At 65.8% G+C, this 22,347-nt stretch carries 16 protein-coding genes; 4 read left to right on the plus strand and 12 right to left on the minus strand.

Translation table 11 applies throughout. From position 1 onward, the window contains the following. Positions 1-35: 35 nt before the first annotated feature. From pheS to thrS, 5 genes are all read right to left on the minus strand, one after another. Entirely contained in the window at positions 36-1,031 is a 996-nt protein-coding gene (gene pheS, locus SLW56_RS05150; RefSeq protein ID WP_010342858.1) for a phenylalanine--tRNA ligase subunit alpha, read from the minus strand. 204 nt (positions 1,032-1,235) lie between these two features. Continuing rightward, positions 1,236-1,595 carry a 50S ribosomal protein L20 gene (gene rplT / locus SLW56_RS05155; RefSeq protein WP_010342859.1) on the minus strand — a complete coding sequence of 120 codons (360 nt, stop codon included), beginning with the start codon at positions 1,593-1,595 and terminating at the stop codon, positions 1,236-1,238. Positions 1,596-1,605: 10 nt separating this feature from the next. Then, positions 1,606-1,803, minus strand: a complete 198-nt coding sequence (rpmI, locus tag SLW56_RS05160; protein ID WP_010342861.1) for a 50S ribosomal protein L35 — start codon at positions 1,801-1,803, stop codon at positions 1,606-1,608. A 380-nt stretch (positions 1,804-2,183) separates the two neighbouring features. Continuing rightward, entirely contained in the window at positions 2,184-2,708 is a 525-nt protein-coding gene (gene infC / locus SLW56_RS05165; RefSeq protein WP_304412340.1) for a translation initiation factor IF-3, read from the minus strand. Between the two features lie 63 nt (positions 2,709-2,771). After that, positions 2,772-4,676 (minus strand): threonine--tRNA ligase, encoded by a 1,905-nt coding sequence (thrS, locus tag SLW56_RS05170; protein ID WP_017911219.1) that lies wholly within the window; start codon positions 4,674-4,676, stop codon positions 2,772-2,774. A 324-nt stretch (positions 4,677-5,000) separates the two neighbouring features. Between thrS and SLW56_RS05175 the strand changes: the two genes are divergently transcribed. Further along, entirely contained in the window at positions 5,001-6,074 is a 1,074-nt protein-coding gene (locus tag SLW56_RS05175; RefSeq protein ID WP_017916114.1) for a LacI family DNA-binding transcriptional regulator, read from the plus strand. Positions 6,075-6,136: 62 nt separating this feature from the next. Here SLW56_RS05175 and SLW56_RS05180 read toward each other — a convergent pair whose 3' ends face one another. Genes SLW56_RS05180 through SLW56_RS05190 form a run of 3 tightly spaced genes read right to left on the minus strand, consistent with a single transcriptional unit; the run spans position 6,137 to position 11,492 of the window. Next, on the minus strand, positions 6,137-7,810 hold the full coding sequence (locus SLW56_RS05180; RefSeq protein WP_320694579.1) for an alpha-amylase family glycosyl hydrolase: 1,674 nt from the start codon (positions 7,808-7,810) through the stop codon (positions 6,137-6,139). Positions 7,811-7,818: 8 nt separating this feature from the next. Further along, the gene (locus SLW56_RS05185) at positions 7,819-9,294 is read right to left on the minus strand and encodes an MFS transporter (RefSeq protein ID WP_295910747.1); all 1,476 of its coding nucleotides are present in this window, start codon (positions 9,292-9,294) and stop codon (positions 7,819-7,821) included. Continuing rightward, positions 9,291-11,492: a Six-hairpin glycosidase-like protein gene (locus tag SLW56_RS05190; RefSeq protein WP_320694448.1), complete on the minus strand. Its 2,202-nt coding sequence runs from the start codon at positions 11,490-11,492 to the stop codon at positions 9,291-9,293. Before SLW56_RS05190 ends, SLW56_RS05185 begins: the two co-directional genes overlap by 4 nt. 309 nt (positions 11,493-11,801) lie before the next feature. On the opposite strand from SLW56_RS05190, the gene SLW56_RS05195 reads away from it, so the two are divergent. The 3 genes from SLW56_RS05195 to SLW56_RS05205 all read left to right on the plus strand — a co-directional run bounded on the left by SLW56_RS05195 (position 11,802) and on the right by SLW56_RS05205 (position 17,971). Beyond that, entirely contained in the window at positions 11,802-13,841 is a 2,040-nt protein-coding gene (locus SLW56_RS05195; RefSeq protein WP_320694580.1) for a glycoside hydrolase family 97 protein, read from the plus strand. 492 nt (positions 13,842-14,333) lie between these two features. Continuing rightward, positions 14,334-17,084, plus strand: coding sequence for a TonB-dependent receptor (locus SLW56_RS05200; protein ID WP_017911225.1), 2,751 nt, complete (start codon positions 14,334-14,336; stop codon positions 17,082-17,084). 524 nt (positions 17,085-17,608) lie between these two features. Then, positions 17,609-17,971 (plus strand): hypothetical protein, encoded by a 363-nt coding sequence (locus tag SLW56_RS05205; RefSeq protein ID WP_267084491.1) that lies wholly within the window; start codon positions 17,609-17,611, stop codon positions 17,969-17,971. A 112-nt stretch (positions 17,972-18,083) separates the two neighbouring features. Here the strand turns inward: SLW56_RS05205 and SLW56_RS05210 are convergent, their stop codons facing one another. The 4 genes from SLW56_RS05210 to SLW56_RS05225 form a co-directional block, all read right to left on the minus strand. Further along, positions 18,084-19,694 carry an alpha-glucosidase gene (locus tag SLW56_RS05210; protein WP_152235967.1) on the minus strand — a complete coding sequence of 537 codons (1,611 nt, stop codon included), beginning with the start codon at positions 19,692-19,694 and terminating at the stop codon, positions 18,084-18,086. 185 nt (positions 19,695-19,879) lie between these two features. Further along, positions 19,880-20,374 carry a DUF4189 domain-containing protein gene (locus SLW56_RS05215; protein WP_193312565.1) on the minus strand — a complete coding sequence of 165 codons (495 nt, stop codon included), beginning with the start codon at positions 20,372-20,374 and terminating at the stop codon, positions 19,880-19,882. A 4-nt stretch (positions 20,375-20,378) separates the two neighbouring features. Beyond that, positions 20,379-21,470, minus strand: coding sequence for a type IV secretion system protein (locus SLW56_RS05220; protein WP_017911227.1), 1,092 nt, complete (start codon positions 21,468-21,470; stop codon positions 20,379-20,381). Positions 21,471-21,549: 79 nt separating this feature from the next. After that, entirely contained in the window at positions 21,550-22,335 is a 786-nt protein-coding gene (locus SLW56_RS05225; RefSeq protein WP_051064752.1) for a hypothetical protein, read from the minus strand. Positions 22,336-22,347: the final 12 nt, after the last annotated feature.

The following is a 22,347-nucleotide window of genomic DNA, read 5'->3' on the forward strand; positions in this document are numbered from 1 at the left end:
GCCCATTCCCGATTCCCGTTTCCCGACTCCCAGCCTCAAGCAAACTGCCGCAGGAACCGCACGTCGTTCTCGAAGAAGGCGCGCAGGTCGTTGACGCCGTAGCGCAGCATCGCGAAGCGCTCCACGCCCATGCCGAAGGCGAAGCCGGTGTAGCGCTCCGGGTCTATGCCGACGTTGCGCAGCACGTTCGGGTGCACCATGCCGCAGCCGAGCACTTCCAGCCAGCGGGTGCTGCCGTCGGGCTGCTGCCAGGCGATGTCGACCTCGGCGCCGGGCTCGACGAAGGGGAAGTAGCTGGGACGGAAGCGCATCTGGAAATCGCGCTCGAAGAACGCGCGCACGAACTCGGCCAGAGTGCCCTTGAGGTCGGCGAAGGTCGCGTGCTCGTCGACCAGCAGGCCTTCGACCTGATGGAACATCGGCGAATGGGTCTGGTCGCTGTCGCTGCGGTAGACCTTGCCGGCGGCGATCATGCGCAGCGGCGGCGCATGTTCCCCCATGTAGCGCACCTGCACGCCCGAGGTGTGGGTGCGCAGCAGGCGGCCGTCGCCGAAATAGAAGGTGTCGTGCATCGCCCGCGCTGGGTGGTGCGGCGGGAAGTTCAACGCCTCGAAGTTGTGCCAGTCGTCCTCGATCTCGGGGCCGTCGGACAGCTCGTAGCCCAGTCGGGCGAAGATCTCGGTGATGCGCTCCAGGGTACGGGTGACCGGATGCAGCCCGCCGCGTTCGCCGCGCCGGCCCGGCAGGGTCACGTCGATGCGCTCGGCGGCCAGGCGCGCGTCCAGCGCCGCGGTCTCCAGCAGCGTGCGGCGCTCGGCCAGCGCGGCGGACACCGTGTCGCGTGCGCGGTTGATCGCCTCGCCGGCCAGCTTGCGCTGCTCCGGCGCCAGCGCGCCGAGCTGCTTGAGCTGGGCGGTGATGCTGCCGCTCTTGCCGAGCAGCGCGACCCGCAGTTGCTCCAGCGCCTCCGGACTCTGCGCCGCGGCGATGTCCGCCAGCGCCTGTCCGCTCAGGGAATCGATCTCACTCATTGCACTCGCGCCTCACTGCTCCAGCCGAACCCGTGGCCACCGTGTCCCGCCGATGCGGAACCTCCCTACCCGGCAGGCGCCCCGTCGCCGGGGTGCCCAAAAACGCAAAAGGGGAAGGACTTGCGCCCTTCCCCTGCATGCCTGCGATGGCTCCCGCCGAAACCCCGCACGTGGACGCACGGGTTTCTGCAGGGACTCGCAAACTTATGCCGCCAGCGCGCCCTTCGCCTTCTCCGCCAGGGCGGCAAAGCCCTGCGCGTCGTGCACGGCGATGTCCGCCAGCACCTTGCGGTCGAGGGTGATGCCGGCCTTGAGCAGGCCGTTCATGAAACGGCTGTAGCTCATGCCGTTGATGCGGGCCGCCGCATTGATGCGGGTGATCCACAGCGAACGGAAATTGCGCTTCTTCTGCTTGCGGCCGATGTAGGCGTACTGCTGCGCCTTGATCACCGCCTGCTTGGCGACGCGGAAGACCTTGCGACGGGCGTTGTAGTAGCCCTTGGCGAGGTTCAGAACTTTCTTGTGACGACGGCGCGCCTGGACGCCACGCTTGACTCGAGCCATGGTTCAGTCCTCAGAGGTAGGGAAGCATACGGTCCAGACGGCCTGCGTCCTCGGCACGGACGTGGTTCGTCTGCCGCAGGTTGCGCTTCCGCTTGGTCGCTTTCTTGGTGAGGATGTGGCTACGGTTGGCGTGGCCGGCCTTGTACTTGCCGGAGGCGGTCTTGCGGAAACGCTTGGCCGCCGCCCGGTTGGTCTTGATCTTGGGCATTGCAATGTCCTTGATGGTGTTTTGTCACTGGTCAGGGCGGTGGCTGCGCCACACTTTCCGTCCGTGCCCTTACCTGCTTGTAAGCCCTTGATCCACTGAGGATCCGGGCGGGTCCTATTGCCGCGCGAGCGGCAAACCCGATGAACTGGGCCGCGCATTATGCCAGGGCTTGGAATGCCTTGCAAATCATGCGGTTCGGTGGGCGCGCATTGGCGCGCCGTGAATCGAGAATGGGGAATGGGGAATCGAAAACGGCGCCCACGGGGTCACCACGCAGCCTGCGCCGGGGCAAAAAACGCGGGGATGACCATGCCGGTGGGCGCCGTTGGCGCCCGTGCGGCCGCGCGCCCGCACTGGGCGGGGCGCGATCCTGGCCTGGGTCAGCGCTTCTTCGGCGCGATCATCATCACCATCTGCCGGCCTTCCAGGCGCGGACGCGATTCGATGACGATGTCTTCGCCCAGATCGGCCTCGATCCGCGCGGCCATTTCGCGACCGAGCTCCTGATGGCTCATCTCGCGACCGCGGAAGCGGATGTTGACCTTGACCTTGTCGCCTTCCTCGATGAAGCGGCGCATGTTGCGCAGCTTGATCTGGTAATCGCCTTCGTCGGTGACCGGACGGAACTTGATTTCCTTGATCTCGACCTGCTTGGTCTTCTTCTTGGCTTCGTTGGCCTTCTTCTGCTGCTCGAACTTGAACTTGCCGAAGTCCATGATCTTGCAGACCGGCGGATCGGCCTGCGGCTGGATCTCGACCAGATCGAGTCCATCCTCTTCGGCCAGCGCCAGCGCTTCGTCGCGGGTCAACACGCCGACCATCTCGCCGTCCGCGCCGATCACGCGCACGCGCGGCACGCGGATCTCTTGGTTCTTGCGGTTCTGTTTGTTGTCAGGGGTACTGATGTTGCAATCTCCCAGGGGAATCGGACTGGCGCGGACGGAGGCTCCGTCCGCACCAGGGTGGTGTCACGCCAACTGCTCGGCGCGCAGCCGTTCGGCGAAGGCGGCGACCGACATGGTGCCCAGATCCTCCCCCGATCGCGTACGGACCGCAATCGCGCCGTTTTCCGTCTCGCGGTCGCCCGCGACCAACAGGTACGGCACCCGCTGCAGCGTGTGTTCGCGAATCTTATAACCGATTTTTTCGTTCCGCAAATCGGCCTCGATGCGGAAGCCTTGATTTGCAAGGAGTTTCCGCACGTTGTCTACATAGTCTGCCTGCGCGTCCGTGATGTTCATGACCACGGCCTGCACCGGCGCCAGCCAGGCCGGGAACATGCCGGCGTGGTGCTCGATCAGGATGCCGATGAACCGCTCCATCGACCCGACGATGGCCCGGTGCAGCATGACCGGATGCTTCTTCTGGCTGTGCTCGTCCACGTATTCGGCGCCGAGGCGGCCGGGCATCATGAAATCCACCTGCATGGTGCCGAGCTGCCAGGTGCGGCCGATCGCGTCCTTGAGGTGGTACTCGATCTTCGGGCCGTAGAAGGCGCCCTCGCCCGGCAGTTCCTGCCACTCCACCCCGCAGGCGCCGAGCGCGGCGCGCAGGGCGGCCTCGGCCTTGTCCCAGGTGGCGTCGTCGCCGAGGCGCTTTTCCGGGCGCAAGGCGATCTTGATCTGGATGTCGTCGAAGCCGAAGTCGCCGTACACCTTCAGCGCCTGCTGGTGGAAGGCGGTGACCTCGGCCTCGATCTGCTGCTCGGTGCAGAAGATGTGGCCGTCGTCCTGGGTGAAGCCGCGCACGCGCAGGATGCCGTGCAGCGCGCCGGACGGCTCGTTGCGGTGGCAGGCGCCGAACTCGCCGTAGCGGATCGGCAGGTCGCGGTAGCTGTGCAGGCCCTGGTTGAACACCTGCACGTGGCCGGGGCAGTTCATCGGCTTGACCGCGTAGGTGCGCTTCTCCGACTCGGTGAAGAACATGTTGTCCTGGTAGTTGTCCCAGTGGCCGGACTTCTGCCACAGCGACACGTCCAGGATCTGCGGGCAGCGCACCTCGCCGTAGCCGCTGTCGCGGTAGACCTTGCGCATGTACTGCTCGACCACCTGCCAGATCGACCAGCCCTTGGGGTGCCAGAACACCAGGCCCGGGCCCTCTTCCTGCAGGTGGAACAGGTCCTGCTGCTTGCCGATCTTGCGATGGTCGCGCTTGTCGGCCTCCTCCATGCGCAGGATGTAGGCCTCGAGCTGCTTCTTGTCGGCCCAGGCGGTGCCGTAGATGCGCTGCAGCTGCTCGTTCTTGGCGTCGCCGCGCCAGTAGGCGCCGGAGATGCGGGTCAGCTTGAAGGCCTTGAGGAAGCGCGTGTTCGGCACGTGCGGGCCGCGGCACATGTCCACGTATTCCTGATGGTAGTACAGGCCCATCGCGGTGACGTCGTCGGGCATGTCCTCGATCAGGCGCAGCTTGTAGTCCTCGCCGCGCTGCTTGAACAGCTCGATGACCTCGGCGCGCGGGGTGACCTTCTTGATCACGTCGTAGTCCTGCGCGATCAGCTCCTGCATGCGCTTCTCGATCGCCGCCATGTCCTCGGGGGTGAACGGGCGCTCGCTGTAGATGTCGTAGTAGAAGCCCTCGGCGATGACCGGGCCGATCACCATCTTGACCTCGGGATACAGCTGCTTGACCGCGTGGCCGACCAGGTGCGCGCAGGAGTGGCGGATGATCTCCACGCCTTCGGCGTCCTTGGCGGTGATCAGGCGCAGGCTGGCGTCGTGGTCGATGAGGTCGCAGGCGTCGACCAGGCGGCCATCGACCTGACCGGCGATGGTCGCCTTGGCCAGACCGGGCCCGATGGACTGGGCCACGTCCATGGGGCTGACGGGGTGTTCGAATTCGCGGCGGCTGCCGTCGGGGAGCGTGATCGTGATCATGGGAGTCGGCGGAAAGGGAAACGGGGGGATGGCGTCCGCGCCACCTCGGCGGCAGGCCAGTCTGGGCGCAGGACAGAAAGAAGGCGCCACAAGGGCGCCTGCTCGGACAGCCTTGGGCGGGAACTCAAGCGAGGGCGGTGGTAGTGCTCATGTCGCACGCTCGGCCGGCGTCGCCGCGGGCCACCCATGTCCGGATCAGGTTATTGGGAAAATGGTAAACCACTCTTTCTCAAAACGATACCTTTTGGTAACCACGTAAGGCCCTCGAAGACGAGGCGCTGCCGCCATCCTCGCTGCAGCGCAGCAAGAGCTACGACAGCCGCCATGGCATGCTTCGCCGACGTTTTCCCCGCACCCGGACGCGCCGTCATCAAAGGCAAGGCCACATCGCTGGACATCGCCTATCTGGCAGGCGTGTCGCAACCCACGGTCTCGCGCGCGCTGCGCGGCAGTCCCGCGGTCAACGAGCAGACCCGGCGCAAGATCCTGGCGATCGCGCGCGAGCTGAACTACAAGGTCGACAAGCACGCCTCCAGCCTGCGCCTGCGCAATGCCGGCACCCTGGCGCTGCTGTTCTTCGAAGACCCGACCACCGACGACTCGCTGATCAACCCGTTCTTCCACTCGATGCTGGGCTCGATCACCCGCGCTTGCGCCCGCCATGGCTACGACCTGCTGGTGTCGTTCCAGCAGTTGTCGGACAACTGGCGCGCCGACTACGGCGACAGCCAGAAGGCCGACGGGCTGATCCTGCTCGGCTATGGCGACTACCTGCAGGCGCAGCAACGGCTGCAGCACCTGGTCGACCAGGGCACGCACTTCGTGCGCTGGGGCGCGGTGCTGCCCGGGCAGCCGGGCGTGTCGATCGGCAGCGACAACTTTCAGGGCGGGCACGACATCACCGCGCACCTGCTGGCGCAGGGCCGCCGCCGCATCGCCTTCCTCGGCGACGCCTCCAACCATTACCCCGAATTCCTGGAACGCTACCGCGGCCATCTACAGGCGCTGCGCGCGGCCGGCGCCGACGCCACGCCGGCGCTGCAGGTCGATGCGATCACCACCGAGCAGTCCGGCTACGAGGCCGCCCTGGCCCTGCTCGGCCGCGGCGAACGCTTCGACGCGCTGTTCGCCGCCAGCGACCTGATCGCGATCGGTGCACTGAAGGCCTTGCGCGAGCACGGCCTGCGCGTGCCCGAGGACGTGGCCCTGGCCGGCTTCGACGATATCCCGGTGGCCGCCAGCGTCGATCCGGCGTTGTCGACGGTGCAGCAGGACACCAAGCTGGCCGGTGCGGTGCTGGTGGACACCCTGCTGGCGCAGATCGCCGGACAGCCGGTGAGCAGCCGCACCCTGCCGGTCACGCTGGCGCTGCGCGGCTCGTCGCTGCTGCGCAACTGAGCCCTGCTCGGGCGCCGACGCGCCGATGGCCGGCGCACTGACGCCGACCGGCAGCGCCGCGTTCACGGCGTCGGCGCGACCCCGTCCTTGGCGGCCATCAGCCAGCGCAGCCGCGCGCGCAGGTCCGGGCGCACGATCGGCGCATCGGACAGGAACACGCGCACGCCATGTGCCGGCACCTCGGCGCGCAGCGCATCGGTCACCTCGGTGGCGCTGCCGTCGAAGCCGTCGTGCCAGGTGCCGGGCTGCAGATAGCGCCGCACTTCCAGCGTGCGCGGCGCGTCGCTCTTGTTCAGCAGCACCAGCGCGGTCTGAGTGCTGCCCGCATGCTGGAACACCCGGTAGAACACCGCCTCGTCGCCGGACAGCTGCAGATTGAGCTGCAGGCCGCGCTGCAGCGCCGGGCTGCGCTGGCGCAGCGTGGCGATGCGTCGCAGCGGCGCGAAGATCGGGCTGCTCGGCGCCGCGTTCACCCGCTCCTGGCCGAAGTAGTTGCGGTTGCCGGCATGCTCGGCGCGCCCGCGCATGAAGCCGGTCTCCGAGCCGTAGTAGATCACCGGGATGCCGCGGGCGGTGAACAGCCAGTTGTGCGCGTCGATGAAGCCGGCGTCGCTGGCGTCCAGCCGCGCCATGTCGTGGTTGTCGTAGAAGGTCATCAGCTCGTACGGATTGGCGTACGGGCCGCGTTCCAGGTACAGCGCCGGCTGCAGCGTCTCGTAGCCGCGCTGGGCGTGGCCGAAGGTCGCCGCCAGCGCCTGCTTGAGCGGGAAATCCAGCAAGCTGACACCGGCATTGTCGGCCCAGGTATGGCCGGCGATCTTGTGCGCGTTGTAGTCGAAGTCCTCGCCGAACATGAACATGCCCGGGCGCTGCGCGCGGATGCGGCGCACGAACTCGTGCCAGAAGCTGTCCGGCATCCAGCCGATGGTGTCGATCCGGAACGCATCGGCGCCCTGCCCCAGCCACTGCGAATAGGCGCCGACCAGATACTCCATCACCGCCGGGTTGCGCTCGTTGAAATCGGACAACTGCGCCAGGTTGCCGCCGGTGTTGTAGAACGCGTGCAGCGGGTTGTGCGCCGGGTCCAGCCTGGACGGCGGCAGGTTCTGGTGATCGGCGATCAGTTTGCCGTCGCGGTCGAAGACCTGGCCGAACATCGGCTGCCGCTTGGGCATGGTCCAGGCCGGCGAGCCGTGATTGCCGACAATGTCCAGCACCACCTTCAGCTGCTGCGCGTGCATGGCCTGGGTGAAGCCGGCGAAATCCAGACCGGGGCTCGGCAAATGTTCGTCGAGCTTGTAGAAGTTCACGCCCCAGTAGCCGTGGTAACCGGTCTTGCCACGGTCGCTCAGCGAGCTGCCCCAGGTGATCGGCTTGCCGCCGGTGAAGGCCTCGTCCGGGTTGTCGACGATCGGGGTGATCCACACCGCGCCGAAGCCCAGGTCGCGGATGTAGCCGGCGTTGTCGACCACGCCCTTGAAGTCGCCGCCGAGGTAGCCGATGTTGTCGCTCTCGCCCGGCGGCGCCGGGATCGGGATGTCGAAGGTGCGATGCGCGCCGCCCTGGTCGCGATGATCGTTGCCGGGATCGCCGTTGACGAAGCGATCGGTGACCACGAAGTACACCGCCTCGCTGGCGAACGGCTCCAGCGTGCCGTAGAACTCCTCCTGCGCAGGCGCCTGGGCCTGCGCCGACGCGGCGCAGGCACCCAGCAGGGCCAGCGCCAACAACGACATCCGATCGATCATGCGTTCGCTCCCGAATCCGATGGCACCCACAGCACGCACAGCGCCGCCACCAGCAGGCTGCCGCCGCCGATCGCCAGCGCGTACAGCGGCCGGCCGCCGAGCCAGTGCGTGAGCACGAAGCCCAGCACGCTGACCGCGACCAACTGCGGGATCACGATGAAGAAATTGAAGATGCCCATGTACACGCCCATCTTCGCCGCCGGCACGCTGTCCGACAGCAAGGCGTAGGGCAACGACAGGATCGAGGCCCAGGCGAAGCCCACCCCGACCATCGACAGCAACAGCCACTGCGGATCCCGGATCCACAGGAACGACAGCAGGCCGGCCGCGCCCAGGCACAGATTCAGCAGATGACTCACGCGCAGCCCGCAGGCGCGCACCAGCAGCGGAATGGCGATCGCGGCCAGTGCGGCGAAGCCGTTGTAGGCGGCGAACAGCACGCCGACCCAGTTGGCGCCCTCGTTGTAGGCGGCCGAGGTGGCATCGTGGGTACCGTAGTGGGTCTGGGTGACCGCGGCGGTGGTGTTGATCCACATCGCGAACAACGCGAACCAGGAGAAGAACTGCACCCCGGCCAGGCGCCGCATCGCCCGCGGCATGGTCTGCAGGTCGCAGACGATCGCCGCCAGCATGTGTCCGCGACGCAGGCGCGGCGCCACGCCCTGCAGCACGCCGTAAGCGATGCACAGGCCGGCCAGCACGTACAGCATGCGGTCGCCGCGGCACCAGGCGATGGCGGCCGCGCCGGCAATGCCCACCGCGCACCACAGCGCAGCGGCGCCATCGACACGGCGCGGTTGCGCGGCCGCGGTGACGACGTCGCTGCCGTGCAGGTCTTCGGGCGGATACTCGCGGGTGCGCAGTACGGTCCAGCCGATGGACAGGAACAGCACGGCGCCGCCGAAATAGAACGCGTAGCGCACCGTCGCCGGCACCTCCCCTGAGCCGGCGGTGTTGCTGACGCCCCAGTGCGCCAGCAGCCACGGCAGCATGCTCGCCACCACCGCGCCGACACCGATGAAGAAGCTCTGCATCGCATAGCCCGTGGCGCGCTGGCGCGTCGGCAACTGGTCGCCGACGAAGGCGCGGAACGGCTCCATCGAGATGTTGATCGAGGCGTCCAGCACCCACAGCGTCCCGGCTGCCACCCACAGCGTCGGCGAGTTCGGCATCACCAGCAGGGCCAACGTGGTGAACAGCGCACCGACCATGAAGTACGGGCGACGCCGGCCGAAGCGGTTCCAGGTGCGGTCGGACAGGTAACCGACGATCGGCTGCACGATCAGGCCGGTGAGCGGTGCGGCGATCCACAGTCCCGGCACCTGCTCCATGTCCGCGCCGAGGGTCTGGAAGATGCGGCTGGCATTGGCGTTCTGCAGCGCGAAGCCGAACTGGATCCCCAGGAAGCCAAAGCACATGTTCCAGATCTGCCAGAACGACAGCGCCGGCTTGGCGCGTGGCACGGTGCTCATGGGCGCTCCTCGATCGGGCCGGCCGGCGCGATCAGCAGCGCGGCGACATCGGCGGCATTGACCACGCCATCGGCGCCGCCCTGGCCACCGGTGTAGCGCGCGAAGTGCTGCAGTGCGCTCATGTTTGCCGCCGGCAGCAGCCGCGCGACGCAAGGTTGCCCGGCCTGCAGCACGAACAGCGCCGCCGTGGAGGTCTGCTCGCCGACGCTGTGCGGCATCACCAGCGGTTGCGATTGCGCTGGCGCGTCGCCGCATTGCACCTGCAGGCGTTTGACCGCGGCGGTGACGCCGGTGTTGATCGGACCATGCGCGTTGACGTAACGCAGGCTCAGCCGGTAGGCGCCATCGTGCGGCGCGGTCCAGCTCCAGTGGTCGGCACCGTCCACGCGCGCAACGTCGCCGATGCAGACGGTGGGGCTATGCAGCGACTCCCAACGCCCCACTTGCCGGGTCAGGCTCAGGCACTGCACGCGCTCGGCCAGCGGCAGCAGCGCGCCGTCGGCATGCCCCGTGTGCGCCTGCCCATCGACGTACAGCACCGTGTCCGCGGCCGCCTGCACCCGCCAGCCTTGCGCTTCGCGCCGCACCTGCGTTGGCGGCGGTGCCAGCGGTGCGAAGGCGTCTTCTGCCGTCAGCATCTGCAAGGGTGCGCTGCCGCTATGCCGCGCCACCAGGTCGACGGTGGTGGTGCTGTCCTGGGTACTGGTCTTGCCAGCGACCAGCAGGTCGCCCTGCAGTTGCGCCGGCCGGCGCAGCACGATGCGCCGGTCCTTCAGCTGCAACGCGATCTCCTGGCGCTCCCCGAACAGCAGCGGCACCAGGCTGGTCGGCAGCTTGGGCAGCACGCGGCCGTCGTCCTCCACGCCGAACACGCCCTCGATCACCATCGCCAGGTAGCCGGCCACCGACCACAGCTGCCGCGGCGAATTGACCACCGGACCGCTCAGTGGGCCGTCGTCGACATGCGCGGCCTGGCTCAGGAACTCGTAGTTCTCCATGTTCGAGCCGGCCAGCGCGGCGCCGCGCAGCAGCGAGCGCACTTCCAGGTCGATGCGCGCGCTGTCGTCGGTGTGACGCGCCGCACGCAGCGCGTAGGCGCTGACGAACGGCCAGATCGCCCGGTTATGGTAGATCGGCACGTCGCGCTGCTGCGGCCACACCACCGGGCTGCCCGCCTCCACCGCCGGATAGCGGGCCAGCGCCTGGCGCGCGCGCGCGGCCGGCAGCACGTCGGCCAGCACCGCCAGCGACAGGCCCAGCAGGTCGTAGCGTTCGTAGCGCACCGGATGCTCGGCCGTGCCGATGTAGCCGACGTAGGTGCCGCGGTCCTCGCGCCAGAAACGCTGCGCGATCGCCTGGCGCAGTGCATCGGCCCAGTCGGCATAGCGCGCGGCCGCTTGCGTGTCGCCCTGCTCCCGGGCCAGGCGCTCGCCCAGGCGCAGCGCCTGGTAATGCAGCACGTTGGTCGAGAGCGCGAAGGAACTGGCGATGAAGCCGACATCCTCGCGCGTCCAGGCCGGACAGGTCTGCTCGCGCCAGTCCAGGAACGAGGTCTCGCCGCGGTAAAGGCCGATGCGCGGATCGAACGCGAACGCGCGATCCTGGGCCAGCGTGGCCGTGAGCGCGGCGCGGGTATCGGCGGCGAAGGCCGGATCGTCCAGCAGGTGGCGCGCGGCCAGGAACCACACCACCCGGTCGCTGCTCACCGGCCAACTGCCGCCGGAGCCGGTGTCCTGCGCCACGAACAGCCCCGGCAGCGCGTCGGTGCCGCGCATCGGCGACAGCTTGAAGCGCAGCGAGCGGCGCGTGCGCTCGGGATCCAGTCGCGCCAGGGCGAGGTCCGCGGCATAGCTGACATCGCGGGTCCACACGTAGGGCCAGCGCTCGCCAGTCTGGTAGCAATCGCACGGCAACGGCTTGCCGTGATCGAACGCCGGGTCGCGGATCGCCTGCACCTGGTCGTCGTGCAGCTCCTGCTGCGCCAGCGCGAACAGCGCATCGAACAACGGACTATCGGTCTCGCTGCGCAGCGGCTGTGCCGGCACCGTGCGCGTGCCCTGCGCCGCGTGCAGCACGAAACCGCCGTCGGCGGTGGCCTCGGCCTGCGCGGTCTGGCCACGCCACTGCAATGACGTCTGTCCAGCAGACGCCGACGCCGCAGCACCCAAGGTGGCGGCCAAGCAAATCATCTTCAGCATCGAAGCGGCAGACCGGCTCGCACCGATCGACCTCCCTCCCTCTTTGCCTGCATGGTGGAAGCGCAGGCCGGCATGCCGGCACTGCGGTCGCCGCCTCCGCTTCGCGGGGCGCTGCGGACATGGTAGACGGGCGGCACCCCGGCGCGTGCAGTTGCATACGTATTCATCGTACGGGCCTCCGGCGGCCAGGAACCGCCTCGCTATAGTCGTTGCGATGCCACGGTCGCCCTGGGAGGGGAGATGCCGCTACCGCTTCACGCCTCATCGCGCCTGCGCCCGACGCGGCATCTTCCGTCGTGGCTGGGGACGCTGCTGCTGTGTATCGCGCCCGTACTGCACGCCGCACCGCAGACCGTGGCCAGCATCGCGTCGCCCGACAGGATCCTGCGGGTGTCCGTGCAACTGGACGACGGCCGTCCCAGCTATCGCGTGCAGCGCCTGGGCGAGCCGGTGATCGGCGAATCGCGGCTGGGCTTTCAGTTGCGCGACGGCGCGCTGGATCGCGACCTGGCGGTGCTGGACCAGCACAGCCGCAGCGTCGACGAGACCTGGGAACAGCCCTGGGGCGAGCGCCGCTACGTGCGCAACCACTACAACGAACTGCGCGTGGACCTGGGCGAGCGTGGCGGCCGCCAGCGCCGCTTCGCGGTGGTGTTCCGCGTCTACGACGACGGGCTCGGCTTCCGCTATAGCTTTCCGCAGCAGGCCGGCATGCAGGAAGCGATCATCGACGAGGAACTCACCGAGTTCGACATCGTCCCCGACGCCACTGCCTGGTGGATTCCCTCCGGCGCGCCCATCCACTACGAATACCTGTACCGACGCACGCCGCTGCGCGAGGTGCCGCTGGCGCACACGCCGTTCACCCTGCGCAGCCAGGACGGCCTGCACCTGGCCATCCACGAGGCGGCCCTGGTCGACTACGCCGGGATGTGGCTGCGCCGCGGCGAAGGCCAGCGCCTGCATGCGCAACTGTCGCCGTCGGCGGAAGGCTGGAAGGTGCGCCGGTCCCTGCCCTTCGACACACCGTGGCGCACGCTGCAGATCAGCGACACCGCTGGTGGCCTGGTCGATTCCAACCTGATCCTCAATCTCAACGAACCCAACGCGCTGGGCGACGTGAGCTGGGTGCACCCGGCCAAGTACATCGGCGTGTGGTGGTCGATGCACCTGAACCAGGACACCTGGGCGCGCGGCCCCAGGCATGCCGCCACCACCGCCAACACCCGCCGCTACATCGACTTCGCCGCAGCGCACGGCTTTCGTGGCGTGCTGGTCGAAGGCTGGAACCCCGGCTGGGACGGCAACTGGGTCGGCAACGGCGACGACTTCGACTTCACCCACGCCACCGCGGACTTCGACATCGATGCGCTCAGCGCCTACGCGGCGAAGAAGGGTGTGCACCTGATCGGTCACCACGAGACCGGCTGCGCGGTGGAGCACTACGAAGACCAGCTCGATGCGGCGCTGGATCTATATGCACGACTGGGCGTGGACACCTTCAAGACCGGCTACGTCTGCGACGACGGCCAGGTGGACCGGCGCAATCCCGCCGGCGGCCCGCTGTTGCGCGAATGGCACGACGGCCAGTTCATGGCCCGCCACCATCTCAAGGTGGTGGAGGAAGCCGCCAAGCGCCACCTGTCGGTAAACGCCCATGAGCCGATCAAGGACACCGGCCTGCGTCGCACCTACCCGAACTGGCTCTCGCGCGAAGGCGCACGCGGCATGGAGTACAACGCCTGGGGCGAGCCGCCGAACCCGCCGGAGCACGAAGTGAACCTGGTGTTCACGCGGATGCTGGCCGGGCCGATGGACTACACCCCCGGCATCCTCAGCCTGACGGGCCGCGGCGGACGCGCGATTCCGAGTACGCTGGCGCGACAACTGGCGCTGTACGTGACCCTGTACAGCCCGATCCAGATGGCGGCCGACCTGCCCGAGCACTACCTGCAGCACCGCGACGCCTTCCGCTTCATCGAGGACGTGGCGGTGGACTGGGACGACAGCCGCGTGCTCGACGGCGAGATCGGCGACTACGTGACCATCGTGCGCAAGGACCGCCACAGCCGCGACTGGTTCCTCGGCAGCATCACCGACGAGCACGGCCGCGTACTGCCGATCGCGCTGGGCTTCCTCGAACCGGGCGTGCGCTATCGCGCCGAGATCTACCGCGACGGCGACGCCGCCGATTACCAGCACAATCCGTTCGACTTCGTGCGCGAGCAGCGCATGGTCACCAGCCGCGATCAGTTGCAGGTGAAGCTGGCGCCCGGCGGCGGCCAGGCGATCCGTTTCGTCCCGCTGGACCCGGCGCCGGCCTCCGCTGGCACGGCGGCATCGCACTGACGCACCACCATGCGGCACGCGGCACCGCCGGCAGCACAGCGGCGGAGGCATGCACTCGCCATGCCGGATCACGGCGCTCGCCTCTGCGGCGCCGCGCCATCGTGCGCGGCAGGTCAGCGGCGCGCGGCGCGCCGCTTCCGCCAAACCATGTCGCGCCATCTGCCAGCTCGCCCGTAGTCCGCATGCCGGCGGACTCCCTGGCATCACTCTCAGTGCAGCACCCGAATGTTCATGCCAGGCGACGTCAGTTGCATGAAGCACGCACATCCTCGCCGCGGCACCGGCGTAGCGGCGCGCGCACGACATTGCGATCCTGAAAGCGCTTCCAATGCGATGCAGGCCAGTGAATACGTATGCAGCGGACGTTCGCGACGAAGCCGCGTGTCTACCATACAGCGCAATCGCGACACCGCCCTGCGGCTGCGCGACACGCACATCCGGCCGCCTCGCCGGTTCAGACATTCGCAAGACAACATTGCCTGGGAGGGAAAAATGTTGAACCACAAGCGCAACGCGCTGACGCTGGCGCTGGCCGTCGCGATGACGCCGATGCTGGCTGCGGCACAGTCCGATACCACCGCCACCACGTCCAAGGATCCGGTCACCGAACTGGACAAGGTCCAGGTGACCGGCATCCGCCGCGGCATCGAGAACGCCATCGCGATCAAACAGGACTCGACGTCCATCGTCGAAGCGATCTCGGCCGAGGACATCGGCAAGCTTCCGGACGTGAGCATCGCCGAATCGCTCGGGCGCCTGCCCGGCCTGGCCGCGCAGCGCGTCGCCGGCCGCGCCCAGGTGATCAGCGTGCGCGGCCTGTCGCCCGACTTCGCCACTACCCTGCTCAACGGCCGCGAAGTGGTCAGCACCGGCGACAACCGCAGCGTCGAGTTCGACCAGTATCCCTCGGAACTGGTCAACGGCGTGACCGTGTACAAGACGCCCGACGCCGGCCTGGTCGGCCAGGGCCTGTCCGGCACCATCGACATGCAGACCGTGCGTCCGCTGAGCTTTCCGGACCGGGTGATCGCCGTCAGCGGCCGCCTGCAGAAGAGCTCGCTCGGCAAGGCCGCCAACGTCGACGCCTTCGGCAACCGCTTCAGCGCCAGCTACATCGACCAGTTCCTGGACAACACCCTGGGCTTCTCGATCGGCTATGCCCACAGCGACATGCCCATCCAGGAAAACCAGGTCGGCCTGTACGAGCCGTGGACCACGCAGAACACCGACAGCGGCAGCCGCCCCGGCGTGGCCCCGGGCACCTACTTCTCCGACGGCATCAAGGCGCTGCGCCGCACCGGCAACAACAAGCGCGACGGCGTGATGGCGACCGTGCAGTTCCGTCCGTCCAGCAGTTGGACCAGCACCTTCGACGCATTCCATACCGAAGCCGAGCAGATCGACACCGCCAATCAGTTCGAGGTCAATCTCAGCAACTACAACGGCGGCTACACGCCCGGCCTGCTGATCACCAATCCGCAGGTCGACGCCAGCGGCAGCTTCACCGGCGGCACCGCCAGCGGCGTGTACCCGTTGGTGCGCGGCATGTACAACAAGCGCAAGGACAAGATCGACGCATTCGGCTGGAACAACGAGTTCAACCTCGGCAGCGTGCGCCTGATGGCCGACCTGAACTACTCCAAGGCCACCCGCAAGGAGCTGAACCTGGAGAACAACCTACAGCTGGTGCCGATGCCGCAGCTGGACACGGTCGGTCTCGTGGTCAAGCCGAATGGCTTCTCGCAGATCACCCCCGGCCGCGACTACTCCGACCCGAACAACCTGTTCCTGACCAACACCATCTACGGCTCCGGCTACGGCAAGGTGCCGGAGGTCGAGGACCGGCTGAAGGGCGGCCGCCTGGCGGCGACGCTGCCGGCACCGCAGGCGCTGACCTGGTTCTCGGACATCGACGTGGGCGTCAACTACGCCGACCGCCGCAAGCAGAAGACCCAGGCCGAAGGCAACATCCTGCTCGGCGCGCAGGGCGACACCAGCATCGCCAGCGACCTGCAGTACGACCCGGTCAACCTCGGCTTCGCCGGTATCGGCACCATCCCGGCCTGGAACGTGCCGGCGGCGGTCTCGCGCTACATGACCTTCAACCCGGTCACCAATCTGGACTACCTGATTCCGAAGTCGTGGACGGTGCAGGAGAAGATCACCACGGCCTGGCTCCGCGCCAACATCAACACCGACATCGGCGAGGTCGGCGTGCGCGGCAACATCGGCGTGCAGTTGCAGCACGCCGACCAGAGCTCGCAGTCCAGCTACTTCGACCAGTCCCGTCCGGCCGGCCAGAATGTGCTGCCGATCGACGCCGGCAAGACCTACAACGACTGGCTGCCGAGCCTCAACCTGGCCTTCCTGTTCCCGCACCAGCAGACCCTGCGCTTCGCCGCGGCCAAGCAGGTGGCGCGGCCGCGCGTGGACCAGATGCGCGCCGGCCTGGACTTCGGCGTGGACACCTCCACCGGCAAGCCCGGCGGCAGCGGCGGCAATCCCCTGCTCGACCCGTGGCGCGCCAACGCGCTGGACCTGTCGTACGAGAAGTACTTCGGCGAGAAGGCCTACGTGGCCGCCGCGGTGTTCTACAAGGACCTGAAGAGCTACATCTACACGCAATCGCGCGACGATTACGACTTCTCCGCCCTGCTCGCCAGCTACGTGCGCCCGCCCAACATGACCGTGCCGGTACAGACCACCGGTACCTTCTCCTCGCCGCAGAACGGCAAGGGCGGCACTCTGCGCGGGCTCGAGCTGACCGCCTCGCTGCCGTTGGACATGTTCACCGACAGCCTGCGCGGCTTCGGCATCCAGGCCAGTGCCACGTTCAACGACAGCGACATCAAGATCGTCGATCCCGAAAGCGCCTCCAGCGTGGGCTCGGCGCCGATCGACCTGCCCGGCCTGTCCAAGCGCGTGTACAACTTCACCGCCTACTACGAGCGCAACGGCTTCGAAGCACGCGTCAGCCAGCGGCGGCGTTCGGACTTTATCGGCGAGATCGGCAACTTCAACGGCAACCGCACGCTGCGCTACGTGGTCGGCGAGAACGTCACCGACGCGCAGGTCAGCTATACCTTCGCCGACGGCAGCAGCCTGGCCGGGCTGAGCCTGCTGCTGCAGGCGAGCAACCTGACCAACTCGCCCTACCGCACCTACGCCGGCACCAAGGATCGCCCGCTGGAGTACGTCGAATGGGGACGCACCTACATGCTGGGCGTGAACTACAAGTTCTGAGTCCCGCGTAGAGGCTGCAGACGACGCCCGCCGGCGCACCCGGCGGGCGTTTTCGTTGGGGCGGTTGCCGCGGACGGTTGCGTCAAATGCCGGGGTGACCAGAGAGAAAACGATGAGATCAGGATCGAGCAGCGTTGACGATCTGGTTTGCCGATCGGGATCAAGACGAGCGGCCTGGAGGGCGCACACCAGCCCCTTCGCCTGCAAGAAGATCTACAGAAAGCGATCGCGCGTGAACTGATGGAGATCTCGCCGCGTCCGCGAAGATCCCGACAAAACGCCGCGAGCGCGCGGAATGGCCGCGTCGCCGAAAAAAATCTGCACTTCAGGAGTGCATGGCCCAAGCCCTCTGCGTGCCAGAAAGCGCCATGCCTGGACATTCATTACTGAACCCCGAACTGGTCGGCCCGACCGCGCCACAGACCACGCATCCGCGCCGAATCGCTACTGCGGCAGCTGATCGACGCCAGCACCGCCATCGCCAACGATGGGTCTCAGCCAGGAGGCCGCGAGATCGAGACCAGGTGGCGTTGCTGGAAAAGCGGCGTTTCAGATCACAAGGGCTGGCGTGCAGACATGGTGACATTGCCGCGATGGACACCAGCGCAGCGATGACGGCGGATTCGTGGCCGCGTCGCCTAGCCGGCAGCGGCATCGGCATCGGCATCGGCGCAGCAGTCTGTTGTGTGGGCCAGCAAGGCAAGTCTCCGAGCTGGCTTTGGTTCCAGGTCGGCGTGATTGTCGGCGACGAGGCGTGCCGTGATTACCGGGCACGCCAAACCGCGAAGGCGGCGTGGCGTGGTCAGCGCAACATGCCTACTACGGACACTGAACTTCCAGAGCGATCCTTGTCGTCCAACAAGCGCCCACGTCGGTGGTATGCATGAGGCCTATCCGACGCAGTGCACGCCGGACTGTCTCTCACAAACACCGTCTCGGCAGTGCCGTAGCCACACAGCAGGATGCGACGCTGCCGTCGCAGGAATCATTTGGTCCCGCTCATGCGCCCTGCAGGCACACCATCGCATAGCCGGGCAAACGCAAGCGCTCTTCGACCGAGCCCGCGACCACGCCCGGCACCTGCAGCGCCTGCCAGCTGCCCTCGGGCAGCGCCACGTCGGCGGCCTCGGCGGACAGATTGAACGCCAGCAGCAAGCACTGCGCGGCGTGGCGACGCTGGAACATCAGCACGGGCTCGGCCGTCTCGTGGAAGACGATGTCGCCCTCACGCAAGGCCGGATGGCGCTTGCGCCAGGCCAGGAACTGGCGAATCGCATGCAGGACCGACTGCGGGTCGGCCTCCTGCGCCGCCACCGATTGTGCGCGATGCGCTGCCGCGATCGGCAACCAAGGCGTCCCGGTGCTGAAACCGGCTTGCTCGCTGGCATCCCATGGCAGCGGCGTCCGGCACCCATCGCGGCCCTTGAAGTTCGGCCAGAACGCGATGCCGTAGGGGTCCTGCAGCGCCTCGAACGGCACCTCTGCCTCGCCCAGGCCGAGCTCTTCGCCCTGGTAGACGCAGACCGAGCCGCGCAGCGAACACAGCATCGCGATCAGCAGCCGCGCGAAGGCCGGCGTCTCGGCACCCTGCCCCCAACGCGTCACCGCGCGTTGCACGTCATGATTGGAAATCGCCCAGCACGGCCAGCCTTCGGTCATCGCCGCTTCCAGACGCGAGACCGTCTCGCGGATGTAGGCCGCGCTGAAATCGTCGGTCAGCAATTCGAAGCTGTAGCCCATGTGCAGGTGCCCGGCGCGGGTGTATTCGGCCGTGGTCGCCAGCGAATCCTCCGACGAGATCTCGCCCAGGCTTACCGTCCCCGGATAGCGGTCGAGCAGGCTGCGCAGCTTCTGCAGGAACGGCAGGTTCTCCGCCTGCGTGTTGTTGTAGTAGTGGTACTGGAACGCGTACGGATTGTCCGGGCTGAAGCCGCGGCCGACGCGCTTTTCCGGCGGTTTGGGCGGGTTGTCGCGCAGTTGCGGATCGTGGAAGCAGAAATTGATCGCGTCCAGGCGAAAGCCGTCGACACCGCGCGCCAGCCAGAACTCTACGTTGTCCAAGGTCGCCTGCTGCACCTGCGGATTGTGGAAGTTCAGATCCGGCTGCGAGGCAAGGAAATTGTGCAGATAGTACTGCCCGCGGCGCGGCTCCCACTGCCACGCCACGCCACCGAAGATCGACAGCCAGTTGTTGGGCGGCGCCCCGTCCTCACGCGCATCGGTCCACACATACCAATCCGCCTTCGGGTTGTCGCGGCTCTGCCGGCTTTCCTTGAACCAGTCATGCTCCACCGAGGTGTGACTGAGCACCTGGTCGATCATCACTTTCAGGCCCAGCGCATGCGCCTTGGCCAGCAGGGCATCGAAGTCGGCCATGGTACCGAACAGCGGATCGACCTCACGATAGTCGGCGATGTCGTAGCCGAAATCGGCCATCGGCGACTTGAAGAACGGCGAGATCCAGATCGCATCCACGCCCAACGCCGCGATGTAGTCCAGTTTGCGCACGATGCCCGGCAAATCGCCGATACCGTCGCCATTGGCGTCGAGGAAGCTACGCGGATAGATCTGATAGATGACGGCACCGCGCCACCATGGAGCCTGAGACATGCAACGCCCCCCTTCGGGCAGAGATCGCGCGTGCGACGGGCACGCGAAACGCTGCGCTAGAGTAGCGTTGATGCAGGAATTTCAGCGGTGCCTGCATACGTATTCACACATGGCGAAAGTGATCACTTGAAAAAACGCGTCCACCATGAACAGGACTCGTTAAATCCAACACCGCAAAAAGAAAATCAATATTCCCTGAAGTAGGGCTTAGAGCAATCCGTCCCTATGACTGTGCACTCAGAACCTGAAGCCTCTTTACAGCGACGCAGCGCTTCTTTCTTCGCGGCGCTCACGGTCGCGCCACTCACTATTTTCCCCACCCCAGTTCCATCAGGACCTTGGACAACGGCAACACACTGGTTTTTGTAGGTAAAAACAACCTTGCAGTCCGAATTTCCGAGGCCAGCACACCTTTCCAACGCACCGGCCTCAGCATCCGATTCCGAAAACCTTCCAGTGCTGCTTCCGACATCTCCGCTGGACGCACGTGCGATAGCCCCCCACGTCTTGATCCACTCTCCCGTCAACCGCGCAGACCCATCCTCGCCTCCGGGGCTCGGGCCACATTGAGGACTGCCAGGAGCCACTCCCGACGGGCAGGCAGTTTGCGCCAAGGCCATCGGACTGAGCAGTAAGCAAGAAGCAAAGACTATCGCCTTCAAAACATCACCTCCAAACATATTATCAAACGACGTCCTGCGGCCTGTACCTACCGGCACCTGTTTGACCAGAAGCGTCAGAAGAAAACTGAACCTGCCTTGTGGAGTGATTAGGAGTGACGGACTGAGACGAATTGAAATCTCCTCCTCGAAACGCCGATTCGCCACCAGGTGACTGCGGCGCGCGAGGCCTACCAGACGCAGGATCCCGTCCGACCTGACCAAAGCCAGAGTAAGGAGAGAATTGGCCGAGCGTGCCCTGGAAAAATGCAGCCGCCATAGGTGGCGCAGTAATGATTAGGGTACTCAATACCAAACCGATACCACCCTGCTGCAATGACATGCTGCCGACGCCCTCAGTTGCACCACCCGACACAGCCCACTTCGCTAAGAACGCGGCACCTACCACAGCGACGACTTTCGTCGCCAAGCCAACCGTGAAGCTAAGCACCCCCAAGGAGAACACCGTGCCGATCCCATAAGTCAACCACTTTTGGAACAATGACTTTGTGGCATCAAATAGCAGGCAAAGAATGAACAATGGCCCAAAGCCGATGAACAGTGCCATTGCCAACTTGTTCAGCAACAACAACGAGCCGCCCACGATTCCAGGACCAGCCATTCCGATCCCACTGAACAACCTCGCGCGATCCTTCTCCTTCTCGATGTCCGGATTACCAGCACTGTCGATCTGATCGATACTTGTCATGGCGATTTGCATCATCGCCAGATTGTCGTCGATTGCCTCATAGGGACTCTGTGAGCTACCGGTCACCGTGAAAACGATCGCGCTGCTCAGTCCATCGGTCAGCCTCCAATACAGTCCTTTCATTCCTTCAGGCCGAGCCGCAGCCACCATGCTCATGGCCACACCAATGATCAGCGCCGACCGCAACGACTTGACGACCAACTCCATGGCCGACTCGCGCGATTGACCAGTCGCAACTTGGTAGCCCTTGAACAGAATCCAAAGCGTCAACGCGCTCAGCGCGGTCACTGCAACCCAATCGGACATGCGAATGAGCAATGACCACTGGAAGTAGTCGATTTCATCTCGCAGAAAATTGTTGATGGCTTTGAAGAACTCGTAATTAGCGTAATTCTGCAAGAAATTCATGACCGCTCCATAATGCCATGCTCATCACTGAGCCAAACCACCATCAAGCCACTTTTAACCAAGCAGCACTTAACACAGACTAATTCTCAATACTCAAAGACTTATAGTCGCCATCAGGCTTTTTCGACTTAGCCAACTCCAGTGCCCCTTTCATCACTGCTCCAGCGGCGATCGTCTGGGCCAGGTCGCTAAGGCCGGCAAACGCATCGAACAAGCTGCCACCTCCACCAGTATTGGTGGCGGAAGGCGCTTTCTTGCCGCGCATAGCGGCCCAACCACCAGCTGACTGTACTTGGGTCAGGTAGGACAAGCGCTTCTCGTAGGCAAACATCGCTGCTTCCATCTGCTGACGATCGATATCCATCAGCGCCCGCAACGCGATCAGCTTGTTCGTGTTGTCTTCCAGCAAGCCGATCTGGTTCGTGCTGATTTTCGCACGCTGCTGTTCCAGATCGCGCAGGCGCTGCAACCGCTTTTCGGTGATGTCGTACATCGCCACCATGTAATTGAACTGCGAGTTACGCGTACGCTGGATCAATTCGCAGGTCTGCTGCTGTTCAGTTGACACCGGAGTGCCAGCAGTCTTGCTAGCACAATCGGACACACCGTAGTTGTCGTCGACCTTGACCAGCTTTTCCTTCGGCTTGTCGACCTCATCGCCACTGGACTTCTGTTTCTCGGCCTTGCCGACCTCGTTATCCCCGCGGATCTTGTCCAGCTTCTGATCCAGCGTCTTTGTATTGGCTTTATTCTCGTCAATTTGCGTCTTATCGATCACTTTCCACTGCGCAAAAGCAGTAGCGGGCAACAGCGTGAGCAGCGCAATTGCAGCAACGACACCTGTACGGCTAAAGACTTTCGTCATCTTATCCATAAA

This window comes from Xanthomonas sp. LF07-6 (genome assembly GCF_034105445.1).
Lineage (GTDB): Bacteria > Pseudomonadota > Gammaproteobacteria > Xanthomonadales > Xanthomonadaceae > Xanthomonas_A > Xanthomonas_A sontii.

Coding starts and splice junctions, on each gene's coding strand:
- pheS (WP_010342858.1), bottom strand. CDS start 1,031: ATGAGTGAGATCGATTCCCTGAGCGGACAGGCGCTGGCGGACATCGCC.
- rplT (WP_010342859.1), bottom strand. CDS start 1,595: ATGGCTCGAGTCAAGCGTGGCGTCCAGGCGCGCCGTCGTCACAAGAAA.
- rpmI (WP_010342861.1), bottom strand. CDS start 1,803: ATGCCCAAGATCAAGACCAACCGGGCGGCGGCCAAGCGTTTCCGCAAG.
- thrS (WP_017911219.1), bottom strand. CDS start 4,676: ATGATCACGATCACGCTCCCCGACGGCAGCCGCCGCGAATTCGAACAC.
- SLW56_RS05175 (WP_017916114.1), top strand. CDS start 5,001: ATGGCATGCTTCGCCGACGTTTTCCCCGCACCCGGACGCGCCGTCATC.
- SLW56_RS05180 (WP_320694579.1), bottom strand. CDS start 7,810: ATGTCGTTGTTGGCGCTGGCCCTGCTGGGTGCCTGCGCCGCGTCGGCG.
- SLW56_RS05185 (WP_295910747.1), bottom strand. CDS start 9,294: ATGAGCACCGTGCCACGCGCCAAGCCGGCGCTGTCGTTCTGGCAGATC.
- SLW56_RS05190 (WP_320694448.1), bottom strand. CDS start 11,492: ATGCTGAAGATGATTTGCTTGGCCGCCACCTTGGGTGCTGCGGCGTCG.
- SLW56_RS05200 (WP_017911225.1), top strand. CDS start 14,334: ATGTTGAACCACAAGCGCAACGCGCTGACGCTGGCGCTGGCCGTCGCG.
- SLW56_RS05210 (WP_152235967.1), bottom strand. CDS start 19,694: ATGTCTCAGGCTCCATGGTGGCGCGGTGCCGTCATCTATCAGATCTAT.
- SLW56_RS05215 (WP_193312565.1), bottom strand. CDS start 20,374: ATGTTTGGAGGTGATGTTTTGAAGGCGATAGTCTTTGCTTCTTGCTTA.
- SLW56_RS05220 (WP_017911227.1), bottom strand. CDS start 21,470: ATGAATTTCTTGCAGAATTACGCTAATTACGAGTTCTTCAAAGCCATC.
- SLW56_RS05225 (WP_051064752.1), bottom strand. CDS start 22,335: ATGACGAAAGTCTTTAGCCGTACAGGTGTCGTTGCTGCAATTGCGCTG.